Raw genomic sequence first — 22,962 nt, 5'->3', positions numbered from 1 at the left:
CGTGAGCATGCCCCTCCTTCGCCCTGCCCTGCTCGGCCTCGCCGTCAGCGCCACGCTGGCTGGCTGCGCCGGCCTGCCGGATGAGCGCCTGGCCCGCGAAGCCCTGCAGAGCGGTGACCAGCAGACCGCCGAATGGCATTTCCGCCAGCTCGCCGAGATGGGCTACAGCGACGCGCAGATCGGCCTGGCCGACATCTACGCCGCCAATGGTCAGACCCAGGACCTGGACGAGGCCGAGCGCATCTATCGCCAGGCCCTGGATGGTTCGCCGCGTGCCAAGGCGCGCCTCGGCAAGCTGCTGGCGCGCAAGCCCGGTAGCACCCTGGCCGAGCGCCAGGAGGCCGCCGAGCTGCTGGAAAGCGCAGCCCAGGCCCGCGAGCCCAGTGCACTGCTACCGCTGACCGAACTCTACCTGTTCTATCCACAGGACTTTCCCGCCATGAACCTCGCGCAACGTATCCAGGACTGGCGCCAGCAGGGCCTGCCCCAGGCAGAGCTGGCGCAGATTCTTCTGTATCGCACCGATGGCACCTACGACCAGCACCTGGGCGAGATCGAGCGCATCTGCCAGGCACGCCTGGCCAGCAACGACGCCTGCTACGCCGAGCTGGCCACCGTGTACCAGAAGCAGAACCGCGAAGACGACCGCCAGGCACTGATCGACCAACTGTTGGCAGGCTATCGTGCCGGTAGCGTTTCGCCCAACCAGGTCGAGTCCGTGGCTCAGGTACTCAGTGATCCCGAGCTGGGCCAGCCGCAACCGCAGCAGGCGCAGGACCTGCTCGAGGCCATCGCGCCGAGCTACCCGGCCGCCTGGGTCAGCCTGGCACGCCTGCTCTACGACTATCCGGGCCAGGGCGATATCGACACCCTGCTCGGTTACCTGGAGAAGGGCCGCGAGGCCGCACTGCCGCGGGCCGAACTGTTGCTCGGACGCCTGTACTACGAAGGCAAGCTGCTCCCGCAGCAGCCGAAGAAGGCCGAGGAGCACCTGCGCAAGGCCGCACCCAGCGAGCCCAGCGCCAATTACTACCTGGGCCAGATCTACCTGCGCGGCTACCTGGGCGAGGTCTACGCCCAGCAGGCGCTCGATCACCTGCTCAGCGCCGCGCGCGCCGGCCAGCTCAGCGCCGACTTCGCCCTGGCGCAGATGTTCAGCCAGGGCCGCGGGGTCAAGCCCAACCCGGTCAACGCCTATGTCTTCAGCCAGTTGGCCCTGCCGCGCAACACGCCACCGACCTTCGAGCTGGCTCACGCGGTGGCCGAGAGCCTGACCCCGGCACAACTGGCCGAAGGCCAACGCCTGCTGCGTGAAGAGCGCGATGCCCGCGGCATCGTCCTGCAACAGCAGGCCGCCCTGCAGGTCAGCCAGCCATGAACAAGGATGCACGCATGCAGCTAAATCGTATCGTCAGCCAATTGGGGCTGAGCGCCAGCCTGCTGGCAGCCAGCGCTGCCTGGGCGGCGGATGCGCCGAAGAATTTCGGCCTGGATGTGAAGATCACCGCACAATCGGAAGACGACCGTGACCTCGGCACCCGCGAGGGTGGCGACGTCAGCGGTATCGGTCTCGACCTGCGCCCCTGGGCATACGGCGAGCGCGGCGACTGGAGCGCCTTCGCCATGGGCCAGGCGGTCACCGCCACCGACACCATCGAAACGGACCCGTTGCAGGACGACGGCGAAGACAGCACACAGCGTAGCGACGCCCGTCAGCCGGACAAGAGCTACCTGGCCATGCGCGAGTTCTGGGTCGACTACGCCGGCCTCACCGCCTACCCCGGTGAGCACCTGCGAGTCGGCCGCCAGCGCCTGCGCAGCGACGACGGCGCCTGGTGGGACACCAACATCGAAGCGGTCAACTGGCGCTTCGACACCACCCTGCTGCAAGCCACGGTCGGCGTTGCCGAGCGTTTCTCCGACTACCGCACCGACCTCGACGACCTGGCCCCCGAAGACGAAGACCGCCGCCACTACTTCGCCGGCCTCGACTACCAATGGACGCCCGGCCACCGCATCGGCGCCAACCTCCATCACAGCCGCGACGACGGCCACCTCGCACGGCCCGGCGAGCGCCTCGACGAACTGAGCAAACGCTACACCGGCGACCTGACCTGGTTCGGCCTGCATGCCGACGGCGGTTTCTTCGAGCGCAACTCACGCAACCGCCTCAACTACTGGGCGCAGTTCACCTGGCTCAAGGGCGATACCGATCAGTTGCAGCAGGAAGTGGTCGGCAACGACCGCATCGCCACCGGCTCGCGCAGCCAGGACGTGGATGCCTGGGCCGTGGATCTGGGCCTGCGCTACAGCCTCGACGACAACTGGAAGGTCGGCGCCGCCTACTCCCGCGGCAGCGGCGGTGGCGATGAAGGCAAGTCGCGCCAGTTCATGCAGACCGGCCTGGACAGCAATCGCGCCAACTTCACCGGCGTCGAATCGCGCCTGCACCGCTATGGCGAGGCCTTCCGTGGCGAGCTGTCCAACCTGCAGGTGGCCAGCGCGTTCAGTTCCTGGCAACTGGGCGAGGACTACGACGCCAGCGTCGTCTACCACCGCTTCTGGCGTGTCGATGGCGACCAGGACGTCGGCGACAGCGGCATCACCGCGCCGCTGGTGGCGGGCGAGAAAGACATCGGCCAGGAAGTCGACCTGGTGCTGACCCGCTACTTCAAGCAGGGCCTGCTGCCGGCCACGGTCGCCGAACAGCTGGATGATCGCTCGGCCCTGGTACGCCTGCGCGCCGGCGTGTTCCTGCCGGGCGACGCCTACGGCAGCGGCACCGACTCGGTGATGCACCGTGCCTTCGTCGACTTCATCTGGCGCTTCTGAGGGATCGGATCATGCAACCCAACGGCTTAGCCCTACCCCTGCTGCTCGGCGCCTTGTGCCTCACGGTACCCCTGGCCCAGGCCAACCCGACGCAGCATCAGTTCGACTACCGCGTGCGCAGTGCACCGGCTGACGAACTGCATATGGAAGCGCCAAAGCTGCCGGACCTGTCCGGCTACACCAAGGAGGCCGTGCTGGCCAAGATTCCGCGTGACAAACGCGGCAAGGTAGTGGTGCGGCGTATGCTGCGCCAGGACGCGCTGAAGGACTTCACCGGCGGCAACGAACGCCTGCGCGAATGGATCAAACGCCAGCAGGGCATGCCCCAGGCGATCTTCATCGAAGGTGGCCTGGTCACCGCCCAGGATCTGGCCAAGGCGCTGCCCGACAGCCAGTTCGCCGAACAGGAACCTGGCGTCTACCTCGCTCGCCTGCCCATCGTCGTGGCAGAAGGCGCAGCGCTGCACGTCGGCAAGGAAACCCGCGAACTGCGCCTGTCGCAGGAGCGCGGCTCGTTCCTGGTCAACGATGGCCTGATGTTCATCACCGATACCCGCGTCACCGCCTGGCGCGAGGCCGACAACGGCCCGGCGACCATGCGTGACAACGGTAAGGAATTCCGCCCGTTCCTGGTCTCCTGGGGCGGCAGCGAGCTGTATATCGCGGGCAGCGTGATCACCAGCCTGGGCTACGACAACTCCAAGTCCTACGGGGTGTCGATCACCCAGTACACGCCGAACATGCACGAGCGTCTCAAGCGCGACGAGCCGACCGGCTGGCTGATCGACTCCGAGTTCGTCGACCACTGGTACGGCTTCTACTGCTACGAAGCGCAGAACGTGGTGATCAAGGGCAACACCTACCGCGACAACATCGTCTACGGCATCGACCCGCACGACCGCTCGCACGGCCTGATCATCGCCGAGAACACCGTGTTCGGCACCAAGAAGAAGCACGGCATCATCATCTCGCGCGAGGTCAACGACAGCTGGATCATCAACAACGAGAGCTACGACAACAAGCTCTCCGGCGTGGTCATCGACCGTAACAGCGAACGCAACCTGATCGCCTACAACCGCGTGCACGGCAATCACTCCGACGGCATCACCCTGTACGAGAGCGGCGACAACCTGCTGTGGGGCAACCATGTACTGGGCAACCAGCGCCACGGCATTCGCATCCGCAACAGCGAGAACATTCGCCTCTACGACAACGTCTCGGCGATGAACCAGCTCACCGGTGTGTACGGCCACATCAAGGACCTGTCCGACACCGACCGCGACCTGGACCTCGACCCGTTCGATACCAAGATCTCGATGATCATCGTCGGCGGCACCCTGGCCGGCAACGGCTCCAGCCCGATCAACATCGACTCGCCGCTGTCGGTCGAGCTGTACCGCGTGAAGATGCTCGCACCGCGCAAGAGCAGCGGCATCCAGCTCGCCGGCATCCTCGGCGAGAAACAGGACGAAATCCTTGACCTCATGGTGCGCCAGCGCCTGCCCGTGCTGATCGATCCGATCGAGCCCGAGCCGATGACCAACTGACGAGGCCTCCCATGACTGCATACAAATTCAAGACCCTGGCCCTGGCAGTGACGTGCGCCGCATTCGGCAGCGCACTGCAGGCCGAAGAGCGCCAGGCGCCGCAATACCAGGTGGAAGATTGCTGCTCGCTGTGCCCGGCTGCACACGACGCCAGCCGTTACACCACCAGCTATATGAAGAACTTCGTCACCCTGATGGATGCTGACGAGGGCTGGCTGTTCCGCAGTGTCGAAGACCTGCGCACCGAGTTCGGCACCACCGAGATGGGCTACCAGCGCCTGAAGGAACTGCGCGACGGCCTCAAGCAGCGCGGCGTGGAACTGGTGGTGGTCTATCAACCGACCCGCGGCCTGGTCAATCGCAGCAAGCTGCGCCCGGCCGACTACCAGCGCTTCGACTACGACAAGGCGCTGCGCAACTACCGCCAGGCACTGACGCGCTTCGAACAGCTGGGTATCTGGGTACCGGACCTGACGCCGCTGACCGACGAGGACAGCGACAAGGAGTTCTACTTCCGCCGCGACCAGCACTGGACGCCCTACGGCGCCGAGCGCACCGCACGCCTGGTGGCCGAGACGGTCAAGCGCATCCCCGGCTTCGAAGATATTCCGCAGAAGGAATTCGTCACCGAGCGCATCGGCCTGATGGGCAAGACCGGCACCATGCAGAACGTCGCCAGCCAGCTGTGCGGCACCGGCTATGCAGTGCAGTACGTTGATCAGTTCGTCACCGAGCCGAAGGACGCCAGCGATGGCGACGCGCTGTTCGGCGACGACAGCAGCCCGAAGATCACCCTGATCGGCACCAGCCACAGCGGCAAGAACTACAACTTCGGCGGTTTCCTCGAACAGTACCTGGGCACCGACGTGCTCAACGCGGCCTTCCCGGGCGGCGGCCTGGAAGGGGCGATGCTCGAGTACCTGGCTAGCGAGTCGTTCCAGAACGATCCGCCGAAGATCCTCATCTGGGAATTCTCGCCGCTCTACGACCTGGCCTCGGACAAGATCCACCGCCAACTGATGGCCACCCTGAACAACGGCTGCAGCGGCCAGACCGAACTGCTCAGCAGCGAGAAACGCCTGCATCCGGGCAGCAACGAGGTGCTGGTCAATGGCGAGAACAAGCTGCTGACCCTGCGCGGCAACCGCCACCAGCTCGACTTGCGCTTCAGCGACCCCTCGGTCAAGCGCGTCGACGCCACCATCTGGTACCTCAACGGCCGTCGCGAGCAGCTCAAGCTGGAGAAACCCAACACCGTCGATACAGACGGCCGCTTCGCCGTGGAACTGCGCGACGAGCCGGGCTGGGGCGAAGAGAACTTCTTCGCCCTGGAAATCCAGAAACCCGAGGACAGCGCCGACGATCTGAAAGTCCAGGCCAGCCTGTGCCAGCGCCCTGACGGGCCCAACCAGCAGGTCGCGCAGCACAGCGCGAACGACTGAGGAGGCCATCATGCCCAAACGACTCGCTCCACTCACGCTCATGGCGCTGCTGCTCAGCGGCCCAGCCTTCGCCGCGCTGCAGCCGCCAGCGGGTTACTACGCCGCCGTGGGCCAGCGCGAGGGCAAGGCGCCCGTCTGCCCTGCGGTTCCGCAGCCGTACACCGGTGAGCTGCAGTTCACCAGCAAGTACGAAGGCTCCGACAGTGCCCGCGCCACGCTCAACCGCAAGGCCGAGAAGAACTTCCGCGAGCAGACCTCGCACATCACCCGCCTGGAGAAGGAAGCCGGGCGGATGATCACCGGTTACATGCGCACCGGTCAGCCGGAGCGCCTGGAATGCGCCATCGAATGGCTGGATCGCTGGGCCAGCGCCGATGCGCTGGAGTCCGAGCAGTTCAACCACACCGGCAAGTCGATGCGCAAATGGGCGCTGGGCAGCCTGGCCGGCGCCTGGCTGCGCCTGAAGTTCTCCGAGTCGCAGCCGCTGGCCGCCTACCCGCAGCAGAGCGCACGCATCGAAGCCTGGTTCACCCGCCTGGCCGAACACACGGTGCGCGAGTGGAGCGACCTGCCGCTGCGCAAGATCAACAACCACAGCTACTGGGCGGCCTGGTCGGTGATGGCGGTCGCGGTGATCAGTGATCGCCGCGACCTGTTCGACTGGTCCGTGGGCCAGTTCCGCATCGCTGCCAATCAGGTCGACGACGAAGGCTACCTGGCCAACGAAATGCGCCGCAGCCAACGCGCCCTCGCCTACCACAACTACGCCCTGCCGCCGCTGGCGATGATCGCCGCGTTCGCCGAGGCCAACGAAGTCGACCTGCGTGGCGAGAACCATGGCGCTCTGCAGCGCCTGGCCGAACGCGTGCTGCAAGGCGCGCGCGACCCGGCTGCGTTCGCCCAGCGCACCGGCGCCAAGCAGGACATGAGCGAGCTGCGCAAGGACTTCAAGTACGCCTGGCTGGCGCCCTACTGCAGCCTCTATGCCTGCAGCGAACAGACGCGCGAAATGAGCCAGGAGATGGGGCCGTTCAACAGCTTCCGTCTCGGTGGCGAGGTGACCCAGGTATTCAACGGCCGTAGGGCGGACTCAGGAGCGCCAGCGAACAGTCCGCCATAGCGTTTAAGAGATTCACCCGGCGTACTGCTTCGCGACGACTGCATGGATGCAGGAGGTAGAGAGACGCAGGAGGCAAAAGCCGAGTACGCCCTACGGCGAGAGCAGCCGGCAGGGCCGCGTAGGGCAAGCAGTCAGCCATCGTATGCAACAAAACAAACCCTCCGCTCGCCGGGGGGAAAGGGGGGCGCTGCCCCGACTGTTCACGGAGAAGCACGGATGGTCTTTTCATCCAACGTCTTTTTGTTCCTGTTTCTGCCGATCTTCCTCGGCTTGTACTACCTGTGCCCGAATCGCGGGCGCAACCTGCTGATCCTGATCGGCAGCTACACCTTCTATGCCTGGTGGCGGGTGGACTTCCTCCTGCTGTTCGCCGCCGTGACGCTGTGGAACTACCTGTTCGGCCTGCGCATTCACGCCCATGCCGGCACCCAGGCGGCGCGCCGCTGGGTGGTGGCCGGGGTGGTCGGCAACCTGGCCACGCTGGGTTACTTCAAGTACGCCAACTTCGGCGTGGCCAACATCAATGCGGTGCTCGAATCGATGGGGATGGAGCCCTTCATCCTCACCTCGGTGATCCTGCCGATCGGTATCTCCTTCTACATCTTCCAGTCGATCAGCTACCTGATCGACGTGTATCGCCGCGACACCGAGCCAACGCGCAACCTGATCAACTTCGCCGCTTTCATCGCCCTGTTCCCGCAGCTGATCGCCGGCCCCGTACTGCGCTACAAAGACCTGGCCGACCAGTTCACCGACCGCACCCACAGCATCGACAAGTTCAGCGAAGGCGCCACACGCTTCATGCAGGGTTTCGTCAAGAAGGTGTTCATCGCCGACAGCCTGGCGCCGCTGGTCGACCACTGCTTCGCCCTGGAGAACCCCAGCACCGGCGACGCCTGGCTGGGCATGATCGCCTACACCGCGCAGCTGTACTTCGACTTCTCCGGTTATAGCGACATGGCCATCGGCCTGGGCCTGATGATGGGCTTCCGCTTCATGGAGAACTTCAACCAGCCCTATATCAGCCAGTCGATCACCGAGTTCTGGCGGCGCTGGCACATCAGCCTGTCCACCTGGCTACGCGACTATTTGTACGTGCCCCTGGGCGGCAACCGCCACGGCACCTTCAACACCTATCGCAACCTGTTCCTGACCATGCTGCTGGGCGGTTTCTGGCACGGCGCCAACTGGACCTTCCTGATCTGGGGCGCCTGGCACGGCATGTGGCTGGCCATCGAACGGGCCATGGGCGTGAAGGCTGCGCCGACCCTGTTCAACCCACTGAAATGGGCCTTCACCCTGCTGCTGGTGATGCTTGGCTGGGTGATCTTCCGCGCCGAGAACCTGGAGGTGGCCGGACGCATGTATGCCGCGCTGTTCAGCTTTGCTGACTGGCACCTGAGCGAACTGACCCTGGCACGCATCACCGGGCTGCAAATGGTCACGCTGGTGCTGGCCTGGGTGGTGATCGGAGTCTGCGGCGCGCGCCAGTTCCTCGCCAGCCGCAGCCATGAACCGGGCCTGATCCTGGCCAGCGCTGGCGTCGCCCTGCAGGCCATCGACCTGCGCATGGTGGCCCTGCGTGGCGCCCTGCTGGTGCTGTTCTGCGTGTCGCTGCTCAAGCTCTCGGCGCAGAGCTACTCCCCCTTCCTCTACTTCCAGTTCTGAGCGGAGGCCGAGAATGAATCGCTCCTTCAAGACCCTCTACGTCGTGCTGTTCGCCCTGCTGCTGTTGCCGGCCAGCCTACTCGCCCTGACCAGGCTCGCCGACTACCACATGCCGGCGCAGCCAAGCGTGCTCGACGGCGGCCTGGCAAAAAGCATCGAACGTCACTACGACGAGAACTTCCCGCTCAAGCAGGCGGGCATCAACCTCTGGGCGGCCGTGGAATACCTGCTCTTCGGAGAAGGACGCAGTGGCCTGGTGATCGGCGAGGACGGCTGGCTGTATTCGGACGAGGAGTTCGACCCGGTAGCCGACGGCCAGCGCCAGATGCGCGACAACCTGGCACTGATCCGCGGCGTGCAGCGCCAACTGGAAGAGCGCGATATCCAGCTGCTGCTGGCCATCGTCCCGGCCAAGACCCGCCTGTACCCGGAGCACATCGGCAACCATCGTCCCAGTGCCCTGCAGCGCAGCCTCTACCCGCGCTTTCACCGCGCGGTGCGCAATGCCGGGATCGCCGCGCCGGACCTGCTCGTACCGCTGCAAGCGGCCAAGAATCAGGCGCCGATGTTCCTGCGTACCGACACCCACTGGACCCCGGAGGGCGCCGACGTCACTGCCAAGGCGCTGAGCGAAGTGGTGCGCAGCGCCATCGAGCTGCGTGGCGAGCCACAGCAGTTCGTCACCGAGACCGTGGAAACCCGCGCGCACGAGGGAGACCTGACCCGCTTCCTGCCGCTGGCCCCCTTGTTCGAAAGCCTGATGCCGCAGGCCGACCGCCTGCAGCAGCGTGAAACCCATGCCGCCGAAGGTGGTGGCGACGACCTGTTCGGCGACAGCGACCTGCCGGTGACGCTGGTCGGCACCAGCTACAGCGCCAATCCTGCCTGGAATTTCGCTGGTGCCCTGCGCGAGCACCTGCAACGCGACCTGGCCAACCACGCCGAAGAAGGCGGTGGCCCGCTGGTGCCGATGCTCAAGTACCTGCAGAGCGAGGAGTTCGAGAACAACCCACCGCAGTTGGTGATCTGGGAATTCCCCGAGCGCTACCTGCCGATGACCAGCGACTTCACCGATTTCGACCCGCAATGGCTCGCCGCACTCAAAGACGGTGGCGAGCGCCAGGGGCTGGCTGCAGCCAGTCACTGATTCATCCCCCAAGGAGGACTATCCGATGAGCAATCAAACCACTCTACGCCGCTTCACCCTGGGCGCCTGCGCCCTGGCTCTGGGCCTCGGCATGATCCAGGCACAAGCCGATGACGGCGCCCTCTACGGACCCAAGGCGCCCAAGGGTTCGGCCTTCGTCCGCGCCTACAACGCCAGCAGCTCCGAACTCGATGTCAGCGTCGGACAGACCCAGCTCAAGCAGATCTCGCCGCTGGGTTCGAGCGACTTCAAGTTCCTTCCGGCCGGCAGCTATCAGGCCCAGGTAGGCAACTCGCAGATGCCGGTGGACCTGGCACCCGAGCATTACTACACCCTGGTCAGCCAGACCGGCGACAAGCCGCGCCTGGTCGAGGAGCCGCCCTTCACCAGCCGCCAGAAAGCGCTGCTGCGCGTGCAGAACCTGACCGATAGCACCCTGAGCGTGAAGACCGCTGACGGCAAGACCGCCGTGGTCGCCGACGTGAAGCCGGACGGTCGTGGCGACCGTGAGATCAACCCGGTCAAGGTCGGCCTGGCGCTGTTCGACGGTGAGCGCAAGGTCGCCGACCTGAAGCCGGTCACCCTGGAACGCGGTGAAGTGGTCAGCCTGTTCGTCACCGGCGGCCAGGGCAAATTTTCGCCGGTGTGGGTCAAGCGCCCCATCGACGGTTGATGCAGTGAATGGATTTTCTAGAACAAGGAAAACGGCGGGCACACGTCGCACCGACACGACACGGGCAAACCACTTGATCAATCGTTCAGGAGAGACACAACCATGACCCCCATCATCCTTTCCGGTGGCAGCGGCTCGCGACTCTGGCCTCTTTCGCGCAAGCTGTATCCCAAGCAGTTCCTCGCCCTGACCGGTGAGCAAACGCTGTTCCAGCAGACCTTGCAGCGCCTGTCCATCGAGGGCATGCAGCCGCCAGTGCTGGTGTCCAATCAGGAGCACCGTTTCATCGTGCTCGAGCAACTGGAGCAGATCGGCCAGCAGGCGCAAATGCTGCTGCTCGAGCCCTTCGGCCGCAATACCGCACCGGCCGTGGCCATGGCGGCCCTGCAACTGATCGCCGAAGGCCGTGACGAGCTGATGCTGGTGCTGCCCGCCGACCACGTGCTGGATGATCAGCAAGCCTTCCGCCAGGCCCTGGCGCTGGCCACCGTGGCCGCAGAAAAAGGCGAGATGGTGCTGTTCGGCGTGCCGGCCAACCGGCCGGAAACCGGTTACGGCTACATCCGCGGCCAGGCCGACGGCACCCTGCCCGACGGCGTGGCGCGCGTCGCCAACTTCGTCGAGAAGCCCGATGCCAAACGTGCCACCGAGTACGTGAAGAGCGGCGACTACTACTGGAACAGCGGCATGTTCCTGTTCCGCGCCAGCCGCTTCCTCGAAGAGCTCAAGCATCACGACGTGGATATCTACGACACCTGCCTGCTGGCGCTGGAGCGCAGCCAGCGCGAGGGCACGCAGATCGCCATCGACCCGGCCACCTTCGCCTGCTGCCCGGACAACTCCATCGACTACGCGGTGATGGAGAAGACCAGCCGCGCCTGCGTGGTGCCGCTGGCCGCCGGCTGGAACGATGTCGGCAGTTGGTCGTCGATCTGGGAAGTGCACGACAAGGACGAAGCCGGCAACGTCACCAAGGGCGACGTGGTGGTCGAGGACAGCCGCAACTGCCTGATCCACGGCAACGGCAAGCTGGTCTCGGTTCTCGGCCTGGAAGACATAGTCGTCGTAGAAACCAAGGACGCCATGATGGTGGCGCACAAGGACCGCGTGCAGGACGTCAAGAAGCTGGTCAGCAAGCTCGACGCGCAGGGTCGCAGCGAGACCCAGAACCACTGTGAGGTCTACCGCCCGTGGGGTTCGTACGACTCGGTGGACATGGGCGGCCGCTTCCAGGTCAAGCACATTACCGTCAAGCCGGGTGCGCAGCTGTCCTTGCAGATGCACCACCACCGCGCCGAGCACTGGATCGTGGTGTCCGGCACGGCCAAGGTCACCTGCGACGAACGTGAGTTCCTGCTCACCGAAAACCAGTCCTGCTATATCCCGATGACCGCCGTACACCGCCTCTCCAACCCGGGCAAGATCCCGCTGGAGATCATCGAAGTGCAGTCCGGTACCTACCTGGGCGAGGACGATATCGAGCGCCTGGAAGATGTGTACGGTCGCAGCGAAGCCGTGACCGTACGCGCCGCAAGCTAGCCACTCGGTAGCAATCGCGGACAAGTCCTCTCTCACGGGTGCCAGAGCCTACACACAGGAGGCTGACAGCACTCAGGTTGTGGGAGCGGAATTGTCCGCGAAACTCTCAGCGCACCTGACGGCCCACTTACGCGAAAATTCATCCGGGGCCTACGCAGTGAGCCCCCTCTCTCATTGGGAGGGCCAAGACACCCAAGCCATTCGGGCTATCTCGTCCTTGCCCTTTCCCACGGACAAAGCTGTCACACTCTGCGACAGCCCACGCGGTTACCCTGACCTGACACCTTGTGTAGGATGAGCGCAGACTTTGCAAAGGGCTGCCCTCATGCTGTTCGGTGTCGTACTCGTCATCACCTGGCTGATTCTGCTGATCCGCTACCCGACCAAGGCTCTGCCGGTGTCCATGGCCGCGCTGGTCGGTCTGGGCCTGGTGGCCACCTGGGTGATCTGGCAGGAAAGCCAGGACGAACGCTACCTTGCCCATCTCGAACTACGCCTGAGCTACGATCCGCAGCGCTGCCCCGCCGATCGCCCGCTGGCCATCGACCTGAAGAACGGCAGCGATGCCGCCCTGCTGGAGCTGCGCTGGGAGGTCGCGGCCTACAGGCCCGGCAACGCCACCAACCTGGCCCAGCGCCTGTATGAATCGCCGCGCTACAGTGGCCCGGGCGAGCTGCTGCCGGGCGCTAGCTGGAGCGACTGCCTGCCCCTGCCTGACCTGCGCAGCGGCTATCGCCCAAACAGCTTGGAGTTTCGTGCCGAGCGCTTGCAAGGCAAGTTCCTACGCTAAGTCATAGGAGTCAATGCGTGGAGCGAACCGTGACGTAGGGCGGCCTCACGAGCGCAGCGAGTAGCCCGCCGAGCCAAACCAAGCATGGCAGCACAACGCCAACGGCGTACTGCTTCGCGACGACTGCGTGGATGCAGGAGGTAGAGCGCCGCAGGAAGCCAAAGCCGAGTGCGCCCTACCCCTCCACCTACATCCTCAGCGCGTAGAGCGGGCTCAGGAGCCTAGGCGAACAGTCCACCTCAATCCAAGCCTGCTAAGCTGCAACCCCATTCGCGTCTCAGGGAGCCACGCGCATGTCTCAACCCAGCGTCCTGATCACCGGTTGCTCCAGCGGCATCGGCCGCGCCCTGGCCGATACCTTCAAGGCGGCTGGCTATACGGTCTGGGCCACGGCGCGCAAGGACGATGACCTAGCGGCACTCGAACAGGCCGGATTCCATGCAGTGCAGCTCGACGTCAACGATGGCGAGGCGCTGCAGCGACTGGCCACACGCCTGAGCGAAGAGATCGGCGGCCTCGACGTGCTGATCAACAACGCCGGTTACGGCGCCATGGGCCCGCTGCTCGACGGCGGTGTGGAAGCCATGCAGCGGCAATTCGAAACCAACGTGTTCTCCATCGTCGGCGTAACCCGCGCCTTCTTCCCACTACTGCGCCGCAGCCGCGGCCTGGTGGTCAATATCGGCAGCGTTTCCGCGCTCTTGGTCACGCCTTTCGCTGGCGCCTATTGCGCCTCCAAGGCCGCCGTGCACGCCCTGAGCGACGCCCTACGCATGGAACTGGCGCCCTTCTCCATCGAGGTGATGGAAGTGCAGCCCGGCGCCATCGCCTCCAGTTTCGGCGCCAACGCCAGCCAGCAGGCCGAAGCGCTGATCCGCCAGGACTCGCCCTGGTGGCCGCTGCGTGACGGCATCCGCGCCCGCGCCAATGCCTCGCAGGACAACCCGACGCCGGCCAGCGACTTCGCCGCACAACTGCTGGCCGCCGTACAGCGCGACAAACGCCCGCGCCTGCTGCGTCTGGGCAATGGCAGCCGCGCCCTGCCATTGCTCGCCACGCTGCTGCCAAAGGCACTGCTCGAGCGTGTGCTGCGCAAACGCTTCGGTCTGGTGCAAAACCTGTGAACCAGGGCCTGCAACTTCGCTACTACGCGGCTGCCGGGGTGATCGCGGCCATAGTACTGAACCTGCTGCTGCGCACCTTCGTACGCCTGGGCGGCGTATTCACCACCCTGCTGATCGCCGCCGCCATCGCCGCCGGCCTGGCACTGGTATTTCACTGGCGCGCCGGGCGAGCGCCGAGCAACGTCGAGCGCTGGCGCTTCACCCTGCTCTATGGCGGCGTGCTCGGCCTGCTCTACCTGGGCCTGCTGGGCATGATGTATCTGCAGGACACGCCCAGCCCCATGGGCCTGTTTCTGTTCAGCCTGCATTACCTGTGCTATCCGGTGCTGGCCTGGGTGGCGTTCTCGCCGCGTCATGGCCGCTAAACCATCTGTCAGGACGACATCTGCATGCTGCATACCCTCGCCGTCGCCAACTACCGCTCGATCAACAGCCTGATCCTGCCGCTGGGCCGGCTCAACCTGATCACCGGCGCCAACGGCAGCGGCAAATCCAATCTCTACCGTGCCCTGCGCCTGCTGGCGGAAACCGCGCAGGGCGGCGTGGTCAACGCGCTGGCACGCGAAGGTGGGCTGGAGTCGAGCTTCTGGGCCGGACCGGAGAAAATTTCCCGACGCATGCTCAAAGGTGATGTGCCGGTGCAGGGCGGCCCACGGCAGAACGCCATGCGTCTGCGCCTGGGTTTTGCCGGTGATGATTTCGGCTATGCCATCGCCCTCGGCCTGCCCGAACCGAGCCACTCGGCCTTTTCCCTCGACCCGGAAATTAAACGCGAATGCATTTGGGCCGGTACCAGCTACCGCCCGGCCTCGCTGCTGGTGGATCGCAGCGGGCCGCTGGTGCGCCTGCGCGAAGGCCGCAGTTGGCAGGTACTGGCCCAACACGTGCCGAACTACGACAGCCTGTTCGACCAGATCGGCAACGACCCGAATTGCCCGGAAGTTTTCCAGCTACGCGAAACCATTCGCCGCTGGCGCTTCTACGATCACTTTCGCAGCGACGCCGACGCCCCGGCGCGCCAGCCGCAACTCGGCACGCGCACACCGGTGTTGCACCACGACGGTCGCGACCTGGCCGCAGCACTGCAAACCATCCGCGAAATCGGCGACCGCGAAGCGCTTAACGCCGCCATTGATGACGCCTTTCCCGGCAGCCACCTACATATCGATTTCCAGGCCGGTGGGCGCTTCGCTGTCGAACTGCGCCAGGAAGGTCTGCTGCGCCCGTTGAGCGCCGCCGAACTGTCCGACGGCACCCTGCGCTACCTGCTGCTAGTGGCCGCCCTGCTCACGCCACGGCCACCGTCACTGATGGTGCTCAACGAGCCGGAAACCAGCCTGCATCCGGATTTGCTGCCGGCACTTGGGCGTCTGATCATCGCCGCCTCGAAACAGACCCAGGTGTGGGTGGTGTCCCACGCCAGCCGGCTGATCGCCACGCTGAAGGAAAGCCCTGAATGCAACACCCTGGAACTGGACAAACAGCTCGGCCAGACCTGCATCCGCGGCCAGGGCATGCTCGATGAGCCGCCCTGGCATTGGCCGGATTGAGTCACCGATAGTGGGAGGCGCTTTAGCGGCGAGCTTTAGAAGTCGCGGCTATGGCTGTATTGGTGCGTGAGCTCGATCAATGCAGGGAAACGCCTTCCCACACACCCCCACTGCCACGTAACCCGGATGAAATCCGGGGAGGTTTATCAGCGTTTTCGCGGCTGAAGCGGAATGCCGCCCAGCCGCTCCTACAGCCGCAACCGAAGTCACAACCCGTCGAGATACCGCTCAACATCCAGCGCCGCCATGCAACCGGCACCAGCCGAGGTAATCGCCTGGCGATAGATCGAATCGGCCACGTCACCGGCGGCGAACACGCCAGGGATGCTGGTTGCGGTGGCATTGCCATCGCGCCCGCCATTGACCACCAGGTAACCGTCCTTCAGCGCCAGTTGACCGTCGAAGAGGCTGGTATTGGGCGTATGGCCGATGGCGACGAACAGGCCGTCCACCTTCAGCTCGCGATAGGCGCCACCGTATTGCTTGAGGCGTACACCGGTGACACCGCTGGCATCGCCCAGCACTTCGTCGACCTCGGCATTGAGCTGCAGCTCGATCTTGCCCTCGGCGACCCGCTCCTGCAGCTTGTTCTGCAGGATCTTCTCGGCGCGAAAGGCGTTGCGGCGATGGATCAACGTAACCTTGCTGGCGATATTGGCCAGGTACAGCGCCTCTTCCACCGCCGTATTGCCGCCGCCAACCACGGCCACCTCGCGGCCGCGATAGAAGAAACCATCGCAGGTCGCACAGGCTGATACGCCACGGCCCATGAACGCTTCTTCACTGGGCAGCCCCAGATAACGGGCACTGGCACCGGTGGCGATGATCAGTGCATCGCAACTATAGGTGGCGCTATCGCCGACCAGGGTGAACGGTTTTCCGGCCAGGTCCACGGCATTGATGTGGTCGAAGACGATCTCGGTCTCGAAACGCTCGGCATGTTCCTGCATGCGCTGCATCAGCGCCGGCCCGGTGAGCCCATGCGGATCGCCCGGCCAGTTGTCTACCTCGGTGGTGGTGGTCAGTTGGCCACCCGCCTGGATCCCGGTGATCAGCAGCGGCCTCAGGTTGGCCCGCGCGGCATACACCGCGGCGCTGTAACCGGCAGGGCCGGAGCCCAGGATGATGACACGGGCGTGACGAACGATAGGCATCGCTAACTCCTCGCCGGCCCAGGGCCAGCAGGCCAGATAAAAAGGGACTCTCGAAGCGCTAGGGGAAGGCTTGGAGGATGAGAGCCCCACAAAAAAGGGAACTGCGCGCAAGGCTATCCAGGCCGTTTGCAAAGCGGAAATATCGATTGCCAATTTGACGGATAGAATCCGCCTATTGCTGCTGGGGCTACGCGCACCCGGTGGCTGAACTTTCGCCGCGCCCGCGAAGTCGGTATGGTCGCGCGCACTCACCCACCTCAGGAGATCGCCATGCCCGCCGCCCCTGTCCTATCCGGCCCGCAATACCTGCGAGAAGGCCTGAAGCTTGTTCTCAGCCCTGGCCTGCGCCTGTTCGTTTTGCTGCCGCTGGCGGTCAATCTGATTCTCTTCGCCACCATGATCGGTTTCGCCGTGCAGCAGTTCAGTGGCTGGGTGGATACCTTCATGCCCACGCTGCCGAGCTGGCTGAGCTTCCTGCAGTACATCCTCTGGCCGCTGTTCGTGGTGCTGGTACTGCTGATGGTGTTCTTCACTTTCACCCTGCTGGCCAACATCATCGCTGCACCGTTCAACGGGTTTCTCGCGGAGAAGGTCGAGGTAGTAGCGCGTGGTGAAGATCACTTTCCACCGTTCAGCTGGGGCGAACTGGCCGCCATGGTGCCGCGCACCATGGGCCGCGAGATGCGCAAACTGGCCTACTTCCTGCCTCGCGCCATCGGCCTGCTGATCCTCAGCTTCATTCCGGTGGTGAACCTGGTCGCTGCACCGCTGTGGCTGCTGTTCGGCGTGTGGATGATGGCGGTGCAGTACATCGACTACCCGGCGGACAACAACAAGATGAGCTGGCAGGACATGCTCGCCTGGCTGCGCGAGAAGCGCTGGCAGAGCCTGAGCTTTGGCGGCATCACCTACGCCGCCCTGCTGGTGCCGGGGTTGAACATCCTGATGATGCCAGCCGCCGTGGCCGGCGCCACCTTGTTCTGGGTGCGCGAGCGCGGCGTGCGCAGCTAACCACGCGCCAGTACCTTCTGCAGTGCCCGCATCGAGGCTTGCGACTCGCGCTCGACGCGCCTGTGCATGAACAAGCGGTTGGCCAGGCGCATCAGCCAGTTGTCGAAGCCGTACTCGAGGGTGCGCACGAACTCGCAACCACCCTCGACTGCCACGCACTCGTAGGTAAGCAGCAGGTGCAGGCCATGCTCGCCCTGGGCACTGGCCTGCCAACGCTGGGCCGGCTGATAGTCGAGCACGTCCCAGCACAGATGCCCGGCGCGGCCGCCGGCATGTATGTCTTCCTCGAAACATTCCCCTGCAAGCAGCACACCGTCGCGCCCGTAGATACGTAATGACGAGGGATGCCATTCGGGCCAGTGGATCGGCGCCGCAGCGTAGTCCAGTACCCGCTCGGCCGGCAGGGCGATACGAATACGGTGCCGCTGGCGGTTCTGCCGGTGAGTCGGCTCAGGCTCCCAGTGCAGGGTGCCATGCAACCAGTCCATCAGCGGATGGACGATGCCGAAGTTGCGTGAATGCATCAGCTCGCGGCGGTGATGCAGCGCATGCAGGCGGCGCATCTGGCGAATCCACGGCAAGCGCGAAACCGGATGCTCGACCGGCAGATGCTCGCAGGCATGCACCACTTCGTACGTCATGTAACCCAGCAGCATGCTGCCGGCGAACAGCGCGGCGGCATTACCGTCGAGTTGGGACAGCAGCCACCAGGCGGCGAACGTAGGCAGGCTGAACAGTACGATAAGCCAGGCCGGAAACAGGATCACCCGCCAGTCACGCGCCGTTTCATAGGGCATCAGCGTCTCGACAAAGAAGCTGTGGTGATCGCCGGTGTGGCGTTTATAGAAGAGTTTGCCGAAACGCGTCTTGCTGTGGCCGAGACACTTGTGCACCTGATACTCGCCCCAGTTGAAGAACACCAGCGTGGCCGGCACCAGCAACCATTGCCAAGGCGCCACGGCCTCCAATGTGCTCCACAGCCAGCCGATGCAAGATAGCCCGTAAGCCAGCACGAACACGGCGTGCAGCCAGGGGTTGTACCGAGGATGGATGGCAGCTCGGTAATCACTGCGAAAAGCCTGGGCGTTATCGTTGTTGTAGGCCATGGCGCTCTCCTGTGGATTGACAGCAGTCTAGGCCCGGCCAAATCATTCGAATAATGGATAGTTGAAAAGAGCATTATTCGTGATTTCGAATTTACGCCAGCTCGACCTCAACCTGCTGCTGGTCTTCGATGCCTTGATGCAGGAGGGCAATCTGACCCGCGCAGCCCAACGCCTGCACCTGAGCCAGTCGACGGTCAGCAACGCCCTCGCCCGACTGCGCCAGCAACTGGGCGAGGAGTTGTTCCTGCGTACCGCGCGGGGCATGACGCCGACCGCGCGCGCCCTGGCGCTCTACTCGCCCGTGCGCCAGGCGCTGCATCTACTGCAGGCGGGCCTGGGCCCGGCGGAGCCCTTCGATGTACAGAGGCCACACACATTCAACCTGTCGCTCAATGATTACGCCCAGGCCGCGCTGCTGCCGATGCTGCTGGCGCACCTGGCCCGTGTCGCCCCGCAGGTGGAAGTTGTCGCGCACGGCGACGACGCCGACAACCTGCTGCCGCGTCTGGAGAGTGGCGCTCTGGACGTGGCCATCGACTACCTGCACTTCGATTCGCCCGACCTGCACTACTCTCCCCTGCGCGAGGAGGCGCTGGTCGTGATTGGACGCAAGGACCATCCGGCGTTCGCCGGCGGCCTGCGCCTCAAGGGCTATCAGCAGGCCCGCCATGTCATCGTGACGCCACGTGCAGGGCGCGGTTCGCCGCTGGAGATCGTGCTCGGCTCGGCCAAGGTCAGACGCCAGGCAGCACTGCATCTGCCCAACTATCTGCCGATTCCAGCCATCGTCGCCCAGACCGATCTACTCGGCACCGTACCGGCACATCAGGCCGAAGCCTTCGCGCCGTTGTTCGACCTGCAGGTGGCACCACTGCCCTTCGACATGCCTGCCGTGCAGATCAGCCTGATCTGGCATCGTCAGCAGCAACACGACCCCGCGCATATCTGGCTGCGTGAGCAACTGCACAGCCTGCTCGCCTGACATGTAAACGCAACAGAAATGTCACTCTCACTACATGGCTGGGGCAGAGACTGCGTATATGAACGCACCGTCTCTGCATGTCGCCCTGATCAGCGAAACCTTCCCCCCGGAAATCAACGGCGTGGCCAATACCCTCGGCCGCCTGATCGACGGCCTGCGCGGGCGCGGCCATCGCGTGCAGCTGATAAGACCGCGCCAGGAATCCGATCAGCCGGATGCTACCGATGACGACCTGCTGCTGACCCGTGGCTGGCCGCTACCCGGCTACCCCGGTCTGCAATGGGGTCAGTCGTCGCTGCACAAGCTGCTCAGGCGCTGGCAGCGGCAACGCCCCGACGTGCTCTATATCGCCACCGAAGGTCCGCTGGGGCTCTCCGCCCTGCGCGCAGCCAGGCGCCTGGCGATCCCGGTGGTCAGCGGCTTTCACACCAACTTCCAGCAGTACACCGGACACTACGGTTTTGCCCTGCTGACACGGGCGATGACCAATTACCTGCGCTGGTTTCACAACCGCACGCAACTGACCCTGGTGCCGAGCATCGGCCAGCAGGTGGAGCTGGAGCGTCGTGATTTCGAACGCCTGGCCCTGCTCGCTCGCGGTGTCGACAGCCAGCTGTTCCACCCGCGCAGACGCAGCGATGAGCTGCGCGCAAGCTGGGGCCTCGCAGCGGATGACCTGGCAGTGCTGCATGTCGGTCGCCTGGCGGCGGAGAAGAACCTCGGCCTGCTGGTCAAGGCCTTCCGCCAGTTGCAAGCCAGCTACCCGCAACGGCGCATGCGCCTGATCCTGGTCGGTGACGGCCCGCTGCGTTCCAGCCTTCAGGCGCAACTGCCCGATGCCCTGTTCTGCGGTCTGCAACGCGGGGAAGATTTGGCCCGGCACTACGCCTCGGGTGATCTGTTCCTGTTTCCCAGCCTGTCGGAAACCTTCGGCAACGTGGTGCTGGAAGCGCTGGCGTCGAGTCTTGGCGTGGTGGCCTTCGACCAGGCTGCAGCTGCCCAGCATATCCATCACGGCCATAACGGCCTGCTCGCCCGCCCCGGCGACGACGCCGGTTTCTGCGAAGCCGCCTGTGAATTACTGGGGGACGCGGAAGTACTGCGGCACATTCGCCTCAATGCCCGTCGCCACGCCAGCCACCTGAGCTGGGACGGCATCGTCGCGCAGTTCGAGCAGCACCTGCGCAGCGTGATTCAGCCCGCGCCGCAACGTGCAGGGCCAGTTGTGATCGGCGATGCAGCAGCAATGCGCAGCAAGCCCTGAACCTGGCCGTGCCGACTGACTCGCGTTGCCAACGCATTCGCGGTCAAGAACGCTCCCACAATGCAGCTAAAAGCCTGTTGCGCGGAACTGACAACCCTGGTGGGAACAGGCTTTTGGGGGAGTGGACTTGTCCGCGAAGAACATAAAAAAGCCCCGATGTGCCGGGGCTAAAAAACGGGGCATCGGATCGCGACGCCCAGCAGCAACGGATTCAGACCAGAGAAGTCAGCGCCTCGCGGCTGAACGGCAGGATGTCCTGCTCGCGGCCTTCACGCACCTTCAGCGCCCAATCCGGGTCGACCAGCAGCGCACGGCCTACGGCGACCAGATCGAACTCCTCCTTGTTCAGGCGCTCGAGCAGATTCTCCAGGCTGGCCGGCTCGGCCACCTTGTCGGTCTTGACCATGAACTGCAGGAACTCGCCATCCAGGCCGACGCTGCCAACGGTGATGGTCGGCTTGCCGGTGAGCTTGCGCGTCCAGCCGGCCAGGTTGAGGTCACTGCCTTCGAACTCTGGCTCCCAGAAGCGGCGGGTCGAGCAATGGAAGATGTCCACGCCGGCATCGGACAACGGCTTGAGGAAGGCCTCCAGTTGCTCCGGGGTCTGCACCAGGCGAGCGGTGTAGTCCTGCTGTTTCCACTGCGAGTAACGCAGGATGATCGGAAAATCCGGGCCGACCGCGGCACGCACGGCCTGGATCAGCTCGATGGCGAAACGCGAACGCGCCGCCAGGTCACCACCGTAGCCGTCGGTGCGCTGATTGCTGCCTTCCCAGAAGAACTGGTCGATCAGGTAGCCGTGGGCGCCGTGGATCTCCACACCGTCCATGCCGATGACCTTGGCATCGCGCGCGGCCTGGGCGAAGGCCGCGATCACCTCATCGATATCGGCCTGGGTCATGCCATGCACAACCACCTGGCCATCTTTGACCTTTTCCATCGGGCCATAGCCGGGCACGCTGGCATCCGGCTCGGTGCCCAGCTTGCGCACGTTACCCACATGCCAGAGCTGCGGGACGATCTTGCCGCCTTCGGCGTGCACGGCATCGACCACCTGCTTCCAACCAGCCAGGGCGTCTTCGCCGTAGAAGCGCGGCACGTTCGGATAGCCATTGGCGGCCTTGTGCCCGACCGTGGTGCCCTCGGTGACGATCAGGCCCACGCCCGCAGCCGCGCGGCGACGGTAGTACTCGACGACCTTGGCGTTGGGCACACCACCGGGCGAGAAGGAACGGGTCATCGGCGCCATGACCACACGGGTCGGCAGTTCCAGGTTACCGAGGCGGAACGGGGCGAACAGGGCTTGAACGGGAGCGCTCATGATCTTTCCTCTAGGATAGAACGGTTAATCAGGCCTGCAGCAAACGCTCCAGGCGGGTGACGAAAGCTTCCAGCGGCTGCAGGTTGCGGCCCACCTTGAGGCGAGCCAACACGCCCTGCCAGGCGTCGCTGATAAAGGTGGCAAGGTTGCCGCAGTCCTCATCGGCCGGCAGTTCACCGGCGGCCTGCGCCTGCTCTAGGCAGTCGCGCAGGATGTCCACAGATGCCTGCTGAATCGCCGCGACCTCGGCGCCGATCGCCGGCAGCATCTCGCTCATCTCGAAACTCAGGCTGCCGATGAAGCAGTGGTACTGCGGCGTCTCCTGCCGAGCGAAGTGCGCCAGCAGGTCGCGGTAGTAAGCAAGGATGCGTGCACGCGGGCTCAGCGCCGGATCGCTCAGCGCCTGGGCATAGCGCGCCAGGCGCGGCCGATAGATGAAGGCCAGCGCCTGCAGGGCGAAATCTTCCTTGCTGGCGAAGTAGTGATAGAAGCTGCCCTTGGGAATCCCGGCTGCCTGGACGATTTCCAGTACGCCGGTGCCGTGATAACCGCGACGCGTCATCACCGCCGAGCCCTTGCTCAGGATCAGGTCGCGCTTGTCGAGTCGAATGCTGTTCATGGCGCCGAGCATATGACCGGTCGTCTCGCCCGGCACAGCACTATTGATATTGGTGATTGAGGACTAGAAAACG

Annotated in this window: 20 protein-coding genes; 16 read left to right on the top strand and 4 right to left on the bottom strand. The window is 64.6% G+C overall.

The annotated features are described in order from the left end of the window. Position 1 precedes the first annotated feature (1 nt). The 13 genes from algK (at position 2) to EL191_RS05415 (ending at position 15,432) form a co-directional block, all read left to right on the top strand. On the top strand, positions 2–1,378 hold the full coding sequence (algK, locus tag EL191_RS05475; RefSeq protein ID WP_041977076.1) for an alginate biosynthesis TPR repeat lipoprotein AlgK: 1,377 nt from the start codon (positions 2–4) through the stop codon (positions 1,376–1,378). Between the two features lie 14 nt (positions 1,379–1,392). Then, positions 1,393–2,832 carry an alginate export family protein gene (locus EL191_RS05470; protein WP_041977073.1) on the top strand — a complete coding sequence of 480 codons (1,440 nt, stop codon included), beginning with the start codon at positions 1,393–1,395 and terminating at the stop codon, positions 2,830–2,832. Positions 2,833–2,843: 11 nt separating this feature from the next. Then, a complete protein-coding gene (algG, locus tag EL191_RS05465) occupies positions 2,844–4,379 on the top strand; it encodes a mannuronan 5-epimerase AlgG (RefSeq protein WP_041977071.1) in 1,536 nt (511 codons plus the stop codon). An 11-nt stretch (positions 4,380–4,390) separates the two neighbouring features. Beyond that, a complete protein-coding gene (locus tag EL191_RS05460) occupies positions 4,391–5,821 on the top strand; it encodes an alginate O-acetyltransferase (RefSeq protein WP_041977069.1) in 1,431 nt (476 codons plus the stop codon). A 10-nt stretch (positions 5,822–5,831) separates the two neighbouring features. Continuing rightward, a complete protein-coding gene (locus tag EL191_RS05455; protein WP_041977066.1) occupies positions 5,832–6,941 on the top strand; it encodes a mannuronate-specific alginate lyase in 1,110 nt (369 codons plus the stop codon). 216 nt (positions 6,942–7,157) lie between these two features. Further along, positions 7,158–8,609, top strand: coding sequence for an MBOAT family O-acyltransferase (locus tag EL191_RS05450; RefSeq protein ID WP_041977064.1), 1,452 nt, complete (start codon positions 7,158–7,160; stop codon positions 8,607–8,609). Positions 8,610–8,622: 13 nt separating this feature from the next. Further along, complete coding sequence (locus EL191_RS05445; protein WP_041977062.1) at positions 8,623–9,756, top strand: alginate O-acetyltransferase; 1,134 nt, start codon at positions 8,623–8,625, stop codon at positions 9,754–9,756. A gap of 25 nt (positions 9,757–9,781) precedes the next feature. Beyond that, on the top strand, positions 9,782–10,429 hold the full coding sequence (locus tag EL191_RS05440; RefSeq protein ID WP_041977060.1) for an alginate O-acetyltransferase AlgF: 648 nt from the start codon (positions 9,782–9,784) through the stop codon (positions 10,427–10,429). A 102-nt stretch (positions 10,430–10,531) separates the two neighbouring features. Beyond that, a complete protein-coding gene (locus EL191_RS05435; protein WP_041977057.1) occupies positions 10,532–11,968 on the top strand; it encodes a mannose-1-phosphate guanylyltransferase/mannose-6-phosphate isomerase in 1,437 nt (478 codons plus the stop codon). A gap of 325 nt (positions 11,969–12,293) precedes the next feature. Further along, a complete protein-coding gene (locus EL191_RS05430; protein WP_041977055.1) occupies positions 12,294–12,758 on the top strand; it encodes a hypothetical protein in 465 nt (154 codons plus the stop codon). Between the two features lie 293 nt (positions 12,759–13,051). Next, a complete protein-coding gene (locus EL191_RS05425; protein ID WP_013714208.1) occupies positions 13,052–13,882 on the top strand; it encodes an SDR family oxidoreductase in 831 nt (276 codons plus the stop codon). Further along, positions 13,879–14,247, top strand: coding sequence for a hypothetical protein (locus tag EL191_RS05420; protein WP_041977053.1), 369 nt, complete (start codon positions 13,879–13,881; stop codon positions 14,245–14,247). Before EL191_RS05425 ends, EL191_RS05420 begins: the two co-directional genes overlap by 4 nt. Before the next feature lie 24 nt (positions 14,248–14,271). Next, the gene (locus tag EL191_RS05415) at positions 14,272–15,432 is read left to right on the top strand and encodes an AAA family ATPase (protein ID WP_013714206.1); all 1,161 of its coding nucleotides are present in this window, start codon (positions 14,272–14,274) and stop codon (positions 15,430–15,432) included. A 206-nt stretch (positions 15,433–15,638) separates the two neighbouring features. Here the strand turns inward: EL191_RS05415 and trxB are convergent, their stop codons facing one another. After that, positions 15,639–16,586: a thioredoxin-disulfide reductase gene (trxB, locus tag EL191_RS05410; protein ID WP_041977050.1), complete on the bottom strand. Its 948-nt coding sequence runs from the start codon at positions 16,584–16,586 to the stop codon at positions 15,639–15,641. A 270-nt stretch (positions 16,587–16,856) separates the two neighbouring features. Here trxB and cysZ point away from each other — a divergent pair, with 270 nt between their 5' ends. Continuing rightward, positions 16,857–17,597, top strand: a complete 741-nt coding sequence (gene cysZ / locus EL191_RS05405) for a sulfate transporter CysZ (protein WP_041977048.1) — start codon at positions 16,857–16,859, stop codon at positions 17,595–17,597. Here the strand turns inward: cysZ and EL191_RS05400 are convergent. After that, complete coding sequence (locus EL191_RS05400; RefSeq protein ID WP_041977045.1) at positions 17,594–18,703, bottom strand: SRPBCC family protein; 1,110 nt, start codon at positions 18,701–18,703, stop codon at positions 17,594–17,596. The two genes, cysZ and EL191_RS05400, sit on opposite strands and share 4 nt — an antisense overlap. A gap of 79 nt (positions 18,704–18,782) precedes the next feature. On the opposite strand from EL191_RS05400, the gene bsrA reads away from it, so the two are divergent. Continuing rightward, positions 18,783–19,685: a LysR family transcriptional regulator BsrA gene (gene bsrA, locus EL191_RS05395; protein WP_041977042.1), complete on the top strand. Its 903-nt coding sequence runs from the start codon at positions 18,783–18,785 to the stop codon at positions 19,683–19,685. A gap of 58 nt (positions 19,686–19,743) precedes the next feature. Next, positions 19,744–20,949 (top strand): glycosyltransferase family 4 protein, encoded by a 1,206-nt coding sequence (locus EL191_RS05390; RefSeq protein WP_080764246.1) that lies wholly within the window; start codon positions 19,744–19,746, stop codon positions 20,947–20,949. A 211-nt stretch (positions 20,950–21,160) separates the two neighbouring features. On the opposite strand, the gene EL191_RS05385 is transcribed toward EL191_RS05390, so the two are convergent. Then, the gene (locus tag EL191_RS05385) at positions 21,161–22,270 is read right to left on the bottom strand and encodes an NADH:flavin oxidoreductase (protein ID WP_041977037.1); all 1,110 of its coding nucleotides are present in this window, start codon (positions 22,268–22,270) and stop codon (positions 21,161–21,163) included. 28 nt (positions 22,271–22,298) lie between these two features. Then, a complete protein-coding gene (locus EL191_RS05380) occupies positions 22,299–22,889 on the bottom strand; it encodes a TetR/AcrR family transcriptional regulator (protein ID WP_026041940.1) in 591 nt (196 codons plus the stop codon). Between the last annotated feature and the right edge of the window lie 73 nt (positions 22,890–22,962).

Origin of the sequence: Pseudomonas mendocina, from assembly GCF_900636545.1 — a bacterium.
Lineage (GTDB): Bacteria > Pseudomonadota > Gammaproteobacteria > Pseudomonadales > Pseudomonadaceae > Aquipseudomonas > Aquipseudomonas mendocina.
This window is presented reverse-complemented; position numbering and strand designations above follow the sequence as displayed.